The following is a 15921-nucleotide window of genomic DNA, read 5'->3' as shown; positions in this document are numbered from 1 at the left end:
GAGGCATTTATGAGGCTGGCGATTATTGGGGACTTACATTACCCGGACGAATTGTTAAACAACAAGGTTTTGATTAAAGAGGCACGAGATGCTTTTTACGAGCAATTTATGAATCTATTTTTGTCCATCCCAGCCGATTATCATATTTCCGTGGGAGATATGGTGCATGCAGGAGAATTTAGCGAATTTAATTATATCATGGGTAAGATTAAGGACAGCAAGCATTCTAGACGTTTTCTACATGTTCTTGGTAATCATGATACGTACACTTATCCTAAGGAAGAAATCCTTTCCGTCACCCGGCAGCAGCGATACAGTGTGATTGAAGAGACGAATGCAATCATTATTTTGCTGGATACCGCACGGGAAAATCGTGACGATTGGAGCGGAACACTTGATGATGCACAGCTGACTTGGCTCGAAGCACAAATGAAGCGGAAATCGGAAAAGCCTTTATTCGTCTTCGGTCATCATCCCTTGTATAATACGACGGCTAGATCAACTGAGCCAATGATGTCACTGGATCCTAGCTTGGACATTTGGCCGATATTGAAGCAATGGCAAGGTGTGGGTTTCTATTTCAACGGCCATAATCATGTGCATTCTATCGTTAGAAAAGAAAACTGGCATTTCATTCAAACAGCCTCCATCCTGGATATTCCTGCTGCTCGAATCCTTACTGTGCTTGAAGATGAAATCAGGTTAGAGATGGTGAATCTGGCAAGTGAGCAATTGAGTAAATGGTCTTCATTATTTACCTTCAGCATTTTTGATTATGAAAAATATCCGCAGGCTGAAGGGGAGACAAGAGATCAGGAGCTAATCATCAATCGACTTCAAATGGATAGAAAGCAGGTGGACCAGCAATGAATCGTCAGCCAGTAAGATTAGCGATCGTAGGTGGAAATCGCGGAGCCAGTTTTATGAATGCACTGTACTCTCTATCGGATCGGATACATCTGACCGCCACTTGTGACTTGAATGAGTGGGTGCTTAACCAATGGAAAGAGAAATTCCCGGAAATCCGAACGTATCGGGATTATCATGAAATGTTAAAAGATTCGGCGATAGATGCGGTGTTTATCTTAAGCCCCATGCATTTGCATGCCAGACAATCTATTGATGCTTTAAAAGCGGGTAAGCATGTCCTAAGCGAAGTGATTTCGATCCAATCTTTAGAGGAAGCTTGGGAGCTTATCGAAACTGTTGAACAAACTGGACTAAAATATATGATGTCTGAAAATTACTGCTTCTCGCGCTCAAATCTGACGATTAAACATATGGCGGATCAAGGCATGTTCGGTGAAATTACTTATCTGGAAGGCGGATATATCCATGATTTACGTCATTTGACTCATCATCCGGATGGTTCTCTGACTTGGCGGGGGCAATTACATCAGCAGTATAACGGGATCAATTATCCAACACATTCTATTGGTCCAGTTGCGCAATGGATTAACCTCAATAAGCCTGAGGGTGATCGATTAAAAAGCGTCTCGTCTTTTGTTTCCAAATCTAGATCCTTACAATATTATTTCGGAGAGCATTATGGAAAAGATCACCCAGCAGCACGGGAGGGATTCTGGCGGCAAGGGGATAGCGCGGTTGCGGTCATTCAAACGGAAAAGGGTGTACTGATTGAACTGCGTGTAGACTGGTCCTCCGTTAGACCGCATAATAAAACTCATTATTTACTGCAAGGAACTGAGGGAGCGTATATTACGGGCCGCCATCAGTACGAAGAGGATTTGATCTGGTTCAAGAATCTCTCGCCCAAAAATATAGCGGATGGAGAGGAAATGTGGGAGCCTTTAAGCAGTTATCAACCACTCTATGATCACCCGACATGGATGAAATGGGGCGAATATGCAGCTGGGACGAAACATGGCGGAGGCGATTTTATGGTGCTTGAAGAATTTATTTCTGCCATTCAGGAGGATCGAACCCCCTCGGTGGACGTATATGATGCCGTTACTTGGAGCTCTGTGTTTACATTGTCTATGGAATCTGTAGAGAATGGTGGAAAAGCAATAGCCTTTCCTGATTTTAGAACGAGAGTGAGGAATTGATGGTGGATCAGGCCCTTTCCAAACTTGTGATGAAAAAAGAAATGCTGTCCGACTTGCCTGTTTTTCACTGTCCTACCGGGTATCTAATTCGTCATTTCGAGCCGGATGATGAACGGAACTGGGAAGAGCTTATACGCCATTCTTTTACAAGGGAAGTTAAATTTGCTCATAAAATCAGTGATCATGTACCCTTGTATTCGGATCGCTTGTTGTTCATTTGCCGCGGGGATCAACCTGTAGCTACTGCTACGGCCTGGGAGTCGGGTAGTGAGGACAATAAGAACTGGTACTTGCATATGGTTGGAGTGCTTCCAGAATATTCTGGTAAAGGTCTCGGCTATGCTGTGAGTCTAGCTGTCTTGCACAAAATAAGAGATTCAGGGGGAACGGCGGCATGTTTAGAAACCGATGATTTCAGACTGCCCGCCATCCGCATTTATTTGAAATTAGGATTTCAGCCTGTGTACTTGGATGAAAGCCATCCTGAAAGATGGGAACGAATCCTGCAAAGGCTTTGAATTTGTTGATAATTAGGGGGGGGCTTCATGCCCCTTTATTCATGCTAGAGTTTCAGAAAGGGCAGCATCCAAAAATTATGTTGTCGTTAAGAAGTATTCCTGCTATAGTCATACTGACTTATTAAATGCATTTAATAAGTCAGTATGACTATAGGTGGGAGAGCCATGGCAAGTGATAAAAGACTTCCTTCACAGCAACTCAAATCTGAAATTATTCGAAATATTCGAACAGCATTATTAGAATTAGGAAGGGCTACGAAGGCGGAGTTACGTCAAAGATTACAATACAGTTTTCCAACGATCAGTAAATTTCTAATGCAGATGGAAGAGATTGGGGAAGTAATGATCATTGGCCTTGATGAGTCTAGTGGCGGAAGAAGGGCAATAAGATATGCCTATAATCCAAATTACCGATTAGGGATGGCTATTTTTTTGGAAAAAAATGAAACAAACTATACGATCTATAATTGCATTGGCGATGTTGTAAAAGAAGGGAATTTACCTAGTATTCTTGAGGAAGACGTTAGTACACTGGTCTCGCTTATCGAAGGTGAAAAAAAGGCTAATCCCAAGATTCAATCAGTGGCGATTGGTGTTCCAGGTGCGGTGAAACACGGAAAGATTTTTCTGATCCCAGGTTATGCGAAATATCAGAATCTAGATTTGAAAAGATGTATAGAAGATCAGCTCTCTATCCCGACAATCGTGGAAAATGATATGAATGCCGCTGTAATCGGTTATATGGCGCAAAGAAATTTGAAGGAGAATATTTCTTTGATGTATCTGTATTTAGGGAAAAACGGACCGGGAGCTGGGATAGCCGTTAATGGTGAAATTGTTCGGGGAAAGACGTTTTTTTCAGGGGAAGTTCAATACATGCCCCAGTATGACAATAGAAATTTCATAGAAGCATTAACTGGAGATCAGGGTGGATCAAGCATGCAGCCGGATCATAAAGTAGATGCGATTAGTCGGTTAGTGGCTACTATGACCTCTATTTTGAATCCGCATTATATTATTTTTTGTGAGGATGAATTAGCTCCAGCTATGCTTAATCAAATCGCCGATCGAACTGCTACATACGTTCCTAAGGAACATATTCCGGAATTAGCGGTAAGTGACTTGAAGCGTGATTATCTGAATGGATTACAAAGTCTTGGATTAGGTTTATTAGTTTCACAACAAATAGATTAGAACCCTTAAGGAGATAACGATGGCTACTTTTTTTCTTATTATTATTTATTTAGCATTTATTAGTTTAGGACTACCAGATTCATTGCTTGGATCCGCATGGCCGGTAATGAGATTAGATCTAAATGCCTCATTAGGTACTGCTGGTATCCTTTCGATGGTTATTGCAGTAGGCACAATTGTCTCCAGTTTGATGAGTGGTACAATCCTTAAACGTTTTGGTACGGGGAAAGTGACCCTTGTAAGCTGTATTATGACGGCTGTAGCTTTATTTGGTTTTGCATGGTCACCTTCGTTAGTATGGCTAATTGTTGCTGCGATTCCACTCGGTTTAGGTGCGGGATCTGTAGATGCCGGATTAAACAGTTATGTTGCTACGCACTATAAAGCCCATCATATGAGTTGGTTACATTGTTTCTGGGGAGTGGGCGCGACGCTGGGTCCGATTATTATGGGTTCTTTTATCTCTGGTGAAGGTCTTTGGCGAGAAGGTTATCTTACGGTTGCTTATATTCAATTGAGCTTAGTTGTAATTCTCTTCGTTACGCTGCCTTTATGGGATAGAGTGGCTGGAAACAATAGCAACCTGAACGCTGATAGCGAACATGAGCTCAATCATCCGGAGCTAGAGCAAGCTGCTGAGAACACAAAACCTTGGAAACTAAGAGGGGTTAAGCTTGCGATGTTAACCTTCTTATTTTATTCTGCCATCGAAACGAGTATGGGGTTATGGGGGAGCAGCTTTCTAGTAAATATCAAAGACATCCCTGCATCCACTGCAGCGACATGGGTATCGGTATTTTATCTAGGGATTACCTTCGGCAGAATGGTGACGGGCTTCATTACGTTTAGAATGAGTAATAAACAGCTAATACGATATGGCCAGCTCATTGCTTTAATCGGTACAGTGCTCTTAGTATTACCGCTTCCAACGATAGTTTCGCTGGTAGGGTTTATGATTATCGGTCTGGGTTTAGCCCCTATTTTCCCATGTATGCTACATGAAACCCCTGTACGATTCGGGAAGAAGCATGCTCAGTCAATTATGGGCTTTCAGATGGCAACAGCTTATACTGGTACCACGCTGGTACCGCCATTTATCGGTTTACTGGCCTCGAATTTTACGTTGGGTATTTTTCCTGCGATGATCGTTTTTTTCGCTATCGTCATGCTTTTATGTACAGAAAAGCTTAATAAATACTCAGCTAAAGTAAATGTAGGTTAAATTTGAAATGAATATATTACGGACTAACCCTTCATATATATAGATGTAGAAGGGGGGGAACCGTAATGTGGTTGTTAATGGTTATAGGCGTTGGATGTCTCTCCGGTTTTATTTTGTTCAGAAAGAATACTTTGACCAATTATCACGAGCCTATTCAAGGACCGGAGAAATTGTCCATCATCATTCCCGCAAGGAATGAAGAATATAATTTGCGCTTTTTGCTCGATTCACTTCAGTCTCAGACCATTACACCCTATGAAATTATTGTTGTAGATGACTTCTCGGAGGATCGGACCAAAGAAATTGCTGAGAGCTATGGAGTTAAGGTTATTGCGAACAGCAGTCTCCCTGAGGGGTGGACGGGTAAGAGCTGGGCAGTATGGAATGGATATTTACAGGCCTCGGGCGATATTTTTGCTTTTTTGGATGCGGATATCCGATTAAAGCCTAACGCCTTGGCTTCATTATTAAAAGCAAGGGAGCTATCGAAAGGCGTCATTTCGGTAGTTCCTTTTCATCATACAGAAAAGCTGTTTGAGAGGCTCGCCCTAATCATGAATATGCTGGGGATCTTCACGTTCACCTCAGTTTTTGAAAGGAATAACGCCAAAAAAGGGCTGTACGGCTCGTGTATTCTAGCATTAAGGCAGGATTATGAAAAAGTTAATGGCCATCAAAGCATTAGATCTGAAGTGCTGGATGATTTGTCTTTAGGAGAGAAATTTATTGCGGCAGGTGTTCCGATCACCAATTATATCGGGTATGGCTTAGTATCGTTTCGCATGTATCCGAAGGGAATCAAAAGTGAAATTGAAGGGTTCAGTAAAGGGGCTGTCTTAAGCACTTCAACGATAAGTCCGCGAACAATTATTCCAATCGCGCTTTGGGTGATCGGACTCATCATCTCAGAAACCGTGTTTATTTTTGCGAATACTTCATGGTTTATGCCTTTATTGATCGGTTATCTCCTTTATATGTTCCAGCTCTTTTATTTTATAAAATATGTAGGTGTATTTGGCATCGTTATTCCTGTATTTCACGTGGTAGCAACTGTTTTCTTTATCTTGATCATGCTGTATTCGATTTATCAGGTTGTTTTTCTGAGGCATGTAAGCTGGAAAGGAAGGCATATCCAGGTGGGAGGCCATAGGGACTAATGATCATATTGTGGGTCGCGGGTTTATTTTTGTCGGGATCTCTTATGTTTTCCTATTGGCTTGGTCTAGCGCGTAAAAAGAACCTGAAAAACATTGGCGACGGTAATCCAGGGGCTTTGAATCTATGGAAGTCGTCAGGCTATAAATTCGGCATCTTGGGGATTATATTGGATTTTTTAAAAGGGTATCTACCTCTTCTATGGGTAATGGGAAGTCATTATAGTCAGGGGTATTTCATTATTCCGTTAGCCTTAGCTCCAATTGCGGGTCATGCCTTCTCTCCCTTTCTTAAAGGAAAAGGTGGGAAGGCAATTGCCGTAACCTTTGGGGTATGGAGTGCATTGACAGGATTCAAAGCTTCTTTAGCGCTAGCAGTCATTTTAGCAGTGCTGAAAATGCTCAGCAGTTGGTTCAAAAGCAGAGGAAATTCACCTGTATCGGATGGTGTGCAAGTGGTTAGCGGAATGCTGCTTCTTTCCGTTTTTTTGTACATTAGTAAATGGTCTGCTCCTATCTTGTGGGTATGGTTTGGAAGTTTTGTGATCCTTGTGTATACGCACAGGTTAGAATTGGCAGTGTGGGTGAGGAAGTATTCATCAAGGAAACGAAAAGGAATATAATATAGGCGGTATAAACGAGGGTGTCCCAGCAGCTATCGCATAGCTGTTGAGACACCCTTGTTTGGTGAAGCAGTAGCTTCATCTTTTCTAATATTAGTGTTCTATGATTGAGGATTTACGTTTTGACGCAGCACGGATAATAAACGCAGAAGCTAACAGAAGGATTGTGGCAGTGGCAAGGACAACAATAAAAGACTTATCAAAAGCTGATTGTGCGGCTTCAACGAGCGCGGATCCAACAGCAGAAGGCATATTTTCTGCGGCTAGAAGAGCCTCGTCAAGGCTGTCGCGAACGATCGGCGGGACTGTTAGTTCATCAGGGAGAACTAATGATGCTGTATAGATGAATGACGAAAGACTGCCCAGAAGTGTAATACTTAGGGCGCTGCCGAGTTCGAACGATACTTCCTCTATAGATGCGGCCATGCCAGCTTTTTCGACGGGGACATTTAGCATGATTGAATTTGAGGCGGCAGTCATGGCTCCCCCAAGACCTGCACCCAGAATTATTAAGGCTGCGAATTGTAACAATATATTTCCGTCATGGAAGAGTAGAAGGGTGCCCATTCCTATACCTGACACTAACAGACAGACCCACTGTACTTTTACTTTGTCCACTCGATGCAACACAAGTCCGATGAGTATCCCTGAGATGAAGGACGCTATCGAAGTGAATACAACGTACAAGCCCGCTTCCAACGGTGTATATCCAAGAACAAGCTGGAGCCGTTGAGTCACGATCAATTCCATTCCAATAAGTGCAAAACAAGACAATAGAGCTGTAGCCACTCCAGTAGTAAAGTGGGAGTCTCTAAATAGTGCAAAATCTATTAATGGATTCTGGCTCTTACGTTGATGGCGCATAAATATGATCATAGCTACGACACCAATCACGGCAGATAACACAGCGATGGAAATTGAACCTTCACGTCTGCTGATCTCCTTAACTGCATAAACAAGGGCAACCAGACCAATCATGATTTGAACAGAACCAATGAAATCCCATTTCTTATTCTTATTCCCTTTAAGGTTTGGGATTAGTAAGATGGCCAAGATCAGTGCAAGAATAACTATAGGAATATTGATGAGGAACACAGATCCCCACCAGAAATGTTCCAGTAAAAAACCACCAACGAGTGGACCCATTCCTGCTCCTACAGAGGAGACAGATGCCCAAATACCTACGGCTAGTGAACGCTCACGCTCATCCGAAAAGGTAGTTCGAATAATGGAGAGTGTTGCGGGCATCATCATGGCTGCACCAATAGCTAGTAGGGTACGCGCAGCAATAAGCACGAGAGGTGTCGGCGCGTAGGCGGCGATTAATGAAGCCAACCCAAAGATAGTAAGTCCCATAACGAAGAGTTTTTTATGCCCAAGACGATCGCCTAGTGTGCCAAGACCGAGTAATAATCCTGCCATTACAAGTGGATAAATATTTACGATCCATAGTTTTTCCGATGCAGAGGCAGCAAGATCATGCGTAAGTCGTGGTAGAACCGAATAAAGTACGGTCATGTCGATGACGATCATAAAGAGTGCGCTGGACACAATCGCCAGCACGATCCAGCGTTGAAATTTAGATAGATTTGATGAAAACATAGGTAATCCTCCTAAGATGATAGTAGCTAATAACGTTACCTTGACAAGGTAATGGTGTTCCGTTATTGTACTTTGAGGTATAGGGTAACCCGATAGTCAAGAGGAGTGATTTGAATGTCTATTGATTATGATCAATACTTTACGACGAGTGAGTTCGCAAAGGTATGTGGGGTAACGAAGCATACGTTATTCCATTATGATGACATTGGTATATTAAAACCGGAGATCGTGAAGGAAAACGGATATCGTTATTATTCCTATAAGCAGTTTTATACCTTCGATATTATTGCCGTACTAAAAGGGACAGGAACGCCGTTGAATGAGATCAAAGAATATATACAAGATCAAAACACATTGCATTTTTTATCCATGCTTAAGCAAAAACAGCTGCAGTTGGTTGATGAACAAAAAAAGTTAGAGCGAATGCAGAGGCTTTTACAAGGGGCTATAGATAATACGAATCGTGCGCTCCATGTTAATTGTGGAGAACCCTGGGTCGAGGAATGTGATGAAGAGTATTTTATTGCGGTTAGACTCTCGAAGGAGAAGGGTGAGAAGGATCATGTACGAAAAGTATATCGAATCTTCGATTATTGCGATGAACATCATCTTGAATATGACTTTCCGATAGGTTCGATTATTTGTAAAAGCAGTTTGGAAGAAGGCGACTATGACCCGGATTATTATTGTAATAAAATCAATGAAAAGCATAACGGTGAATTACTTTATATTAAGCCAAAGGGTAAATATTTGATCATGAATCACAAGGGATCTTATGAAACCTTACCTGCGTCCTATGAGAAGCTAAAGTCTTATATTGCTGAAAATGATTTACACATAACCGGAAACGCTTATGAGTATGAATTGCTTAGTTATTTAGCTGTAGGGGATCCGGATAAGTATGTTATTCAAATTGCGATCCAAACCTTTTGAGGTTTAGAGCATTGGATTGACTTTAAAATTGGCTTACAAACTGACACGCTTGGGATTCCAAGCGTTTTTTTATGGATACCTGATGGCTTGAGTATTAGCCAGGTGCGACATTTTTATTATCTATATTGATTGACAATGATAATCATTATTATTAATGTGTAAACAGGCGTGAATCCTTATGCTCACCTTACTGACGCCAATGCCTCTGAGCTGGTGCACTATGATTGAGTTTTGTTGATGATTATCCATATAAGAGACTACTATTGAAATGAGGTATGCATTGTGAAGATAGACGTTAATCAGTTAGCAGAGCATTTTGCACACACTCCTTTTCAAGTAGAAGGAGTATATCGATATGCTGAAAATCCAGGTGTGCCGTACGCTGACTATACAGATTCTTTTCCTGGATTTGTGTTTCCACTTACAGGAAAGATTAAATTTAAATTTAATGGCACGCCTTATATCTTTTCGCCTGGAAAAGTTGTGCATGGGGGTGCAAAAATGAAACTAGATCAAAAAATGTTAGGTAGAACCAATTGGGAATATATTCTTGTTCAATATCGGATATGTAACTCAGAACTAAAAGAGTCAAGCTTTTCTCATCAGCATTTTGAATTATTAACAGGTCAATCTCCTCGTCTTATTGAATTAATTATGCGTCTTTGGCATGTGTATAATCAGCGTGGAGGCATTTCGATGTTTCAGACTGAAATGCTGTTTCGCGAAGTGCTGAATGAGGCCTTATTATGCGTTATTAATAGGGAAGATAGCTGTGAATCACATACTTTATTCGAACGGGTATCTAATTATATTCATCAAAACTATTATCAAAGTTTTACAATAGCTTCGCTTGCAGAACAAAATAACGTTAATCGAAATCGACTTTCTTACGTATTTAGAACACATGCCGGTATGGGACCAGCAGAATATTTATTAAAATATCGTATAAATATAGCGCAAGAAATGCTATTTACAAGTGATGCGCCTGTACAACAAATTGCGCAAACCGTTGGAATGGCTGACCCCTTTTATTTTAGTAGAGTGTTCAAAAAACAATGTGGCATTTCACCTACCGAATATCGAGAGAAGTTCATCAATAATCCATGGTGAATTCAACCTGCATCCATTCTTATCTAAAAAGTACTCTACTATAATAATGGTTAAGCAAAGAAACCATTATGTTGGAGGAATTTCGAATGAAAAAGATTAGAGGACTGCTAGTCGCAACACTATTATTAGCAGGTATACTAGCGGGTTGTACTGAAACACCTGCTGAAAATAAAGAATCAACTAAAGAAGGCGTATCTTCAACAGCAGTTAATGTAGATGCAGCTGATTGGCCAAGAACATTTAAGGATGCCTTAGGTAAAGAAATTGTTATCGAGAAAAAACCGGAAAAAATAGCCTCGCTATGGTATTTTTATCCTGAAATATTAGTTGCATTAGGTGAGCCACCTGTTGCATCTACAGAAAAAGATTATCTATCTTCTTTATCTTATTTAAAAGGAAAGCTGGATTCAGCTGAAGAACTAGGAGATAAAGTGTCTCCAAGCATTGAGAAAATTCTATCGATTAATCCTGATTATATTTTAGCAACAGAGCATCATGAAGCAGTGTATGATTCACTAGATAAAATTGCACCAGTCATTACATTAAAATACAAGGACATCTATGAAGATTGGCAATATGGACTCCGTACAGTAGCCATGATTATTGGCAAAGAAGACGAAGCGGAAAAAGTAATTGATAAAATGATGAAAGATATTACAACTGGGCGTGAAACATTAAAGTCGATGGAAAGAGAGACAGTATCGCTTATATTGTCTTGGGATGGAAAAACTTTTAATGTTCTAGGTGAAGGGAATCCGGTCTATAAACTTGCTTTTGATAAAGAAAAGGGACTGGGGCTTACACCGGATGATACATATACAGGAAATAATAATGAGTTTACTTCGTTTGAAGGAATATCAACTGTTCAAGCAGACCATATTTTCCTTATAGGTGACATTACAAAAAAGGAGGAATTAATGAATAACTTAAAACAAAGTAATGTGTGGAATGCTATGAATGCCGTAAAGAAAGGCAATGTCTATTTAATGGATAATTCCGCTATTACTGGTGGACCATTAGCTATTAATTACGCTTTACAAAATATATTATCCGCCTTGCTTAAGCGCTAATAAGTTGAGGAAAATAAGGAGTGATTACTATCCATTATCAAGCTATTAATCTGAAAGATAAGTTATCTAAATTTAACGACCTTTGGTCTCCGAAAGTCATTGGTGAAATGAATGACTATCAATTTAAACTTATTAAGATCACTGGGGATTTTGAATGGCATGTTCATCAAGATACCGATAAGGTATTTTTCACGCTCGAAGGGGAGATGATCATTGATTTCCGTGATGGTCAGGTTAAAATCTCCAAGGGTGAGATGTTTATTCTCCCAAAGGGAGTCGAGATGAAGCCTTCCGCCGAAAAGGAATGCCATATCATGTTGGTGGAGCCTAGAAGCGTAGTAAACACTGGCGGTACTGAGTCCGAATTAACAGCAGCCAATGATACTTGGATCTAGTTAAGGCTTTCCTCCGCTATTCCCTTAAGGTTTCTGCAAATTGACATAACACCAAATGGTGTTATAATAAAAATGAAACCAGAAGGTGTTACATTAAAATGAATTTTGGAGGAAATTTATGCAAACTCAAGGACCACTACAAGATATTCGTCAAACAATTACACTCAATGCGCCAATTGAAAAAGTATGGAAAGCTGTTTCCACTGCTGAAGGAATAGCTGCCTGGTGGATGCCAAGTACATTCGAGCCAGTGGTAGGTCATGAGTTCATTCTACATGCTGGACAATTCGGGGATTCCCCATGTAAAGTTACAGAGATTGATGAACCGAATCGTGTCGGTTTTAATTGGGGGAAGGATTGGCATCTTGCTTTTGAATTGAAAGAGATTAATGGGAAAACGGAGTTCACCGTGATTCATTCTGGATGGGACCCTGAAAAGGTAACTGAATTTGGTCAACCGCATCCAATCGTTCGTGGCTTTATGAACGGCGGCTGGGAGAAAATCGTCCAAGAAAAACTTCCTGCTTATATCGAGGCTTAAGATGCCAGTCGCTGAATCTGGACATGATGTATTTCAAGCGATAGCAGATCCTACCCGCCGCAGTCTGCTAAAGCTGCTTGCTAATAAGGAAATGTCCATAGCATCCATCTCGGACTGCTACCCGATCAGCCGAACCGCTGTTAATAAGCATTTACAAGTATTGTCCGATGCACAGCTTGTTAGCAGTCAGAAAGTCGGTCGGGAGACTAGGTACAAGCTTCAGCCAGAGCCTCTACTGGAGCTTCAAGATTGGCTTACCTTTTTTGAACAATACTGGGCTAATAAACTGTTTGCGCTTAAAGAATATGTTGAAGCAGATCATAACAATGAATGATAAACCGAGAGGCGTGAGATCGCGCTTCTCGGTTTTTTTGATGCATTGTGCAAAAATATTTAAATGAAACAGATATAATGGATTCGTATATACATATGAACTGCTATTTGCTCATTTTGAGGCATTTGGGGCGAGTTGCGGACTAGAGAGACGTTAATCATCATTATCAGGGGCAATATTGTGTACTTTCAGTCCGATAAAGCTCCATGGAGTCCGTTAGCATTCCAGATGAACATAAGGACAAGGCAGAAGCATTTTTGAAAGAATAAACGGCGTAGCATTGAGCTACACCGTTATTTCTGCATTTACAGGATAGCTTTCAACGGAAAGCATATCTCATTTATAAACTCAGTTTAAACCTTCGTTTAAATTCAGTTTATAAAAGGGAGTTAGCATCACAATACAAACTAAAACGTTGGAGGAATTGTAATGGTTAATGAACGCAAAAAAATAATTGAGCACAACCCTGGAGATTGGGCCGTCGAGGCGCGTGGACTCGTCAAAACATTTGGTGACAATCGCGCTGTGGATGGGGTGAATTTAAACGTAAAAGCAGGTACGATCTATGGAGTTCTTGGTCCAAATGGAGCCGGAAAAACTACCGTCATACGGATGCTGGCGACCTTACTTCGCCCTGATGCAGGTTCAGCGCGAATCTTCGGACATGATGTAGTGAAGGAATCGCAGATAGTGCGGCAATTAATTGGTGTGACAGGACAATACGCCTCGGTAGATGAGTCACTTAGTGCTACGGAAAATTTGATCATCTTCTCGCGTTTGTTAGGACTTGGCCGCGCGGAGGCACGACAAAAAGCTGCTGAACTGCTTGAAGAGTTTGGTTTGACAGAGGCGGCTAAGCGTCCACTAAGAAATTTCTCTGGTGGTATGCGTCGTCGTCTGGATCTGGCAGCAAGCCTAATTGCTCAGCCACCGTTGATTTTCTTGGATGAGCCAACTACAGGGCTTGACCCGCGTACACGCTCACAGATGTGGGATACGATTCGCCGATTGGTGAATACAGGATCAACAGTTCTTTTAACGACGCAGTACCTTGAAGAAGCAGATCAACTAGCAGACCGGGTGGCAGTTATTGACCGTGGGCAAGTCGTCGCCGAGGGCACTGTGGATGAGCTGAAATCATCCGTGGGTACCACATCTTTACTATTGAAGGTCCGAGAGCTAAAGGATTTTAAACAAGCTCGTCAGCTTGTAGAACATGTTCTGCATGTCCAATCCAATGTGTCTTCGTTGGAGGAAGGGCAGATTTCTGCACCGATGGCGAACGCGGATTTAGTGACTGACCTACTTATTGCTCTGCGCGAAGCAGGCATTCCACTTGCAGAGGTGAGTGTGCAGAAACCAACACTTGATGAAGTATTCTTAACAATCACGGGTCAGGGTGTAACAGATAACGCTTCAAATGCGTCTGGGCAGTCAAACAAGAAGGAGGCAGTAAGAGTATGAGTACAAGAACTTCTGCAATAAACTCAGGAACTACAAGACAATTGAAAAACCATACGAGTCTCAGACAGAGTATACGAAATTCATTCACAATGGCGTATAGAGGTATACTAAAAATACGGCGAACACCTGAGCAATTATTCGATGTTACGCTTCAGCCTATTATTTTTACTCTGATGTTTACCTATATTTTTGGTGGAGCCATCTCTGGTGACATTGCTAGCTATTTGCCTGTTATCATTCCTGGTATTCTCGTTCAGACCGTAATTACTACTTCGATCGTTACTGGAGTTCAATTACGTGAGGATATGGATAAAGGTGTGTTTGACCGATTTAAATCACTGCCAATTGCAAGGATAGCTCCGTTAGCAGGTGCTTTATTAGCAGATACGATTCGGTATACGATAGCGACTGTGCTCACTTTCACCATGGGTTATATTATGGGATTACGGCCCGAGGGAGGGCTGGGGCATGTTGCTATAGCGGCACTTCTTGTTATTGTCTGTGCTTGGTCGATTAGCTGGATCTTTGCATTCTTTGGTGTCATTGCAAGAACAGCCTCAAGTGTACAAGGGATCTCGATGATTGTACTGTTCCCGCTTACGTTTCTGTCTAACGCATTCGTACCGGTAGATACAATGCCTAGCTGGCTTCAATGGTTTGTTAAAGTCAATCCGATCTCACATTTGGTGACCGCGGTGCGGGAGCTTACTAACAATGGTACCGTAGGCTGGGATTTCGTAATCTCTCTGATCGGAGCAGCTGTCATCGTTGCGATTTTTGCACCAATTACAGTTCGTGCTTATATGCGCCGGACATAATATGAAATGAAAAAACGGCAGAAATGCCGTTTTTTTGTATTAGCCGCAAAAAAGCTTCTTTTTTAATTATCGCTTCTAAAGAACGTATGGATTAAATTGGATACTGATCTATCATACAATGTTTTAGCAGCTTCCTCATTTTGAATATGTCCCCCCAAATGCAGATGAATGACGCCATGCAACGATGCCCACACCAGATTCACAACAAGGAGGGGATCTTTGTCCTCTATAAACCCTTGTTCGATGGCTTCTGTAATAAGGGCTATTACTTGTTGAAGTGCCGTGAAGATAGCATGTAAACTTTCTTCCTCCGGTTTGAACTCGCTAAAAGCCCCTCCAAACATAACCATATAATAGCTGGTATGATTCCGTGAGAAATCCCAATAAGCTTGTCCAAGATCGCGAAGATATAAATTTAGATTGTCTTGTTTTGGAACCGCTTGAAAGGCAGCGGCCAACAATTTACACCCTTGCAGAAAAAGCTCCTTCGCTAAACCTTCCTTGTTTCCAAACAAGTTATAAATGATTTTTGTGGGACATTCCATTTTTTCAGCAACCTTGCGAATGGTTACACCTTCAGGTCCGGATTCATGCATAATGGCCGCAGCGGCTTCGATAATATTCAGTCTTAATATTTCTGCATGCTGTAGTTTTGCTTTTGGGTAGGTTGTAACGGATTGAGCATCTATAGAAGATATTTTGGACGATTTTTGCATGTAGTTTCACTTCCTTAGAACTTTACTTTAGCTTTTTCAAATAGCCGTTATTTCTAAACCTTATTTTACTGATGTAGAAGAGAAATAGCCAATAATTAAATGTAGAATTTTATTTGACAACGCAACCTCACTTGGATACAATGATTCATATTGAAACA

Annotated in this window: 17 protein-coding genes; 15 read left to right on the top strand and 2 right to left on the bottom strand. The window is 41.3% G+C overall.

The features are described from left to right. Nucleotides 1–9: 9 nt before the first annotated feature. The 7 genes from MKY99_RS17510 to MKY99_RS17480 all read left to right on the top strand — a co-directional run bounded on the left by MKY99_RS17510 (nucleotide 10) and on the right by MKY99_RS17480 (nucleotide 6780). Entirely contained in the window at nucleotides 10–870 is an 861-nt protein-coding gene (locus tag MKY99_RS17510) for a metallophosphoesterase family protein (RefSeq protein WP_042189144.1), read from the top strand. Next, nucleotides 867–2069 (top strand): Gfo/Idh/MocA family oxidoreductase, encoded by a 1203-nt coding sequence (locus MKY99_RS17505; RefSeq protein ID WP_076118940.1) that lies wholly within the window; start codon nucleotides 867–869, stop codon nucleotides 2067–2069. The genes MKY99_RS17510 and MKY99_RS17505 overlap by 4 nt, the downstream gene beginning before the upstream one ends. 29 nt (nucleotides 2070–2098) lie before the next feature. Continuing rightward, the gene (locus tag MKY99_RS17500) at nucleotides 2099–2587 is read left to right on the top strand and encodes a GNAT family N-acetyltransferase (RefSeq protein ID WP_339271696.1); all 489 of its coding nucleotides are present in this window, start codon (nucleotides 2099–2101) and stop codon (nucleotides 2585–2587) included. 165 nt (nucleotides 2588–2752) lie between these two features. Continuing rightward, a complete protein-coding gene (locus tag MKY99_RS17495) occupies nucleotides 2753–3781 on the top strand; it encodes an ROK family protein (protein WP_339265325.1) in 1029 nt (342 codons plus the stop codon). A 19-nt stretch (nucleotides 3782–3800) separates the two neighbouring features. Further along, nucleotides 3801–5003, top strand: a complete 1203-nt coding sequence (locus MKY99_RS17490) for an MFS transporter (protein ID WP_042189135.1) — start codon at nucleotides 3801–3803, stop codon at nucleotides 5001–5003. A gap of 65 nt (nucleotides 5004–5068) precedes the next feature. Then, nucleotides 5069–6160, top strand: a complete 1092-nt coding sequence (locus MKY99_RS17485; protein ID WP_339265323.1) for a glycosyltransferase family 2 protein — start codon at nucleotides 5069–5071, stop codon at nucleotides 6158–6160. Beyond that, the gene (locus tag MKY99_RS17480) at nucleotides 6160–6780 is read left to right on the top strand and encodes a glycerol-3-phosphate acyltransferase (RefSeq protein ID WP_339265321.1); all 621 of its coding nucleotides are present in this window, start codon (nucleotides 6160–6162) and stop codon (nucleotides 6778–6780) included. The genes MKY99_RS17485 and MKY99_RS17480 overlap by 1 nt, the downstream gene beginning before the upstream one ends. Nucleotides 6781–6873: 93 nt before the next feature. On the opposite strand, the gene MKY99_RS17475 is transcribed toward MKY99_RS17480, so the two are convergent. Beyond that, nucleotides 6874–8382: an MFS transporter gene (locus MKY99_RS17475; protein WP_339265318.1), complete on the bottom strand. Its 1509-nt coding sequence runs from the start codon at nucleotides 8380–8382 to the stop codon at nucleotides 6874–6876. A gap of 114 nt (nucleotides 8383–8496) precedes the next feature. On the opposite strand from MKY99_RS17475, the gene MKY99_RS17470 reads away from it, so the two are divergent. The 8 genes from MKY99_RS17470 (at nucleotide 8497) to MKY99_RS17435 (ending at nucleotide 15047) form a co-directional block, all read left to right on the top strand. After that, complete coding sequence (locus tag MKY99_RS17470; RefSeq protein ID WP_339265316.1) at nucleotides 8497–9315, top strand: MerR family transcriptional regulator; 819 nt, start codon at nucleotides 8497–8499, stop codon at nucleotides 9313–9315. A 282-nt stretch (nucleotides 9316–9597) separates the two neighbouring features. Further along, nucleotides 9598–10425, top strand: coding sequence for an AraC family transcriptional regulator (locus MKY99_RS17465; protein WP_339265314.1), 828 nt, complete (start codon nucleotides 9598–9600; stop codon nucleotides 10423–10425). A gap of 86 nt (nucleotides 10426–10511) precedes the next feature. Next, a complete protein-coding gene (locus MKY99_RS17460) occupies nucleotides 10512–11495 on the top strand; it encodes an iron-siderophore ABC transporter substrate-binding protein (protein WP_339265312.1) in 984 nt (327 codons plus the stop codon). A 29-nt stretch (nucleotides 11496–11524) separates the two neighbouring features. Then, nucleotides 11525–11890, top strand: a complete 366-nt coding sequence (locus MKY99_RS17455) for a cupin domain-containing protein (RefSeq protein WP_076286748.1) — start codon at nucleotides 11525–11527, stop codon at nucleotides 11888–11890. A 118-nt stretch (nucleotides 11891–12008) separates the two neighbouring features. Continuing rightward, nucleotides 12009–12431: an SRPBCC domain-containing protein gene (locus MKY99_RS17450; protein WP_042189115.1), complete on the top strand. Its 423-nt coding sequence runs from the start codon at nucleotides 12009–12011 to the stop codon at nucleotides 12429–12431. A gap of 1 nt (nucleotide 12432) precedes the next feature. Beyond that, nucleotides 12433–12765: a metalloregulator ArsR/SmtB family transcription factor gene (locus MKY99_RS17445; RefSeq protein WP_042128608.1), complete on the top strand. Its 333-nt coding sequence runs from the start codon at nucleotides 12433–12435 to the stop codon at nucleotides 12763–12765. A gap of 429 nt (nucleotides 12766–13194) precedes the next feature. Next, entirely contained in the window at nucleotides 13195–14229 is a 1035-nt protein-coding gene (locus MKY99_RS17440; RefSeq protein WP_339265309.1) for an ATP-binding cassette domain-containing protein, read from the top strand. Then, a complete protein-coding gene (locus MKY99_RS17435; RefSeq protein ID WP_076286724.1) occupies nucleotides 14226–15047 on the top strand; it encodes an ABC transporter permease in 822 nt (273 codons plus the stop codon). The genes MKY99_RS17440 and MKY99_RS17435 overlap by 4 nt, the downstream gene beginning before the upstream one ends. Before the next feature lie 62 nt (nucleotides 15048–15109). On the opposite strand, the gene MKY99_RS17430 is transcribed toward MKY99_RS17435, so the two are convergent. After that, nucleotides 15110–15763: a TetR/AcrR family transcriptional regulator gene (locus MKY99_RS17430; RefSeq protein WP_339265306.1), complete on the bottom strand. Its 654-nt coding sequence runs from the start codon at nucleotides 15761–15763 to the stop codon at nucleotides 15110–15112. Nucleotides 15764–15921 lie beyond the last annotated feature (158 nt).

This window comes from Paenibacillus sp. FSL R5-0470, assembly GCF_037975205.1.
GTDB lineage: Bacteria > Bacillota > Bacilli > Paenibacillales > Paenibacillaceae > Paenibacillus_AQ.
The sequence above is the reverse complement of the archived record's forward strand: the minus strand, read 5'-3'. Positions and strand labels throughout refer to the sequence as shown.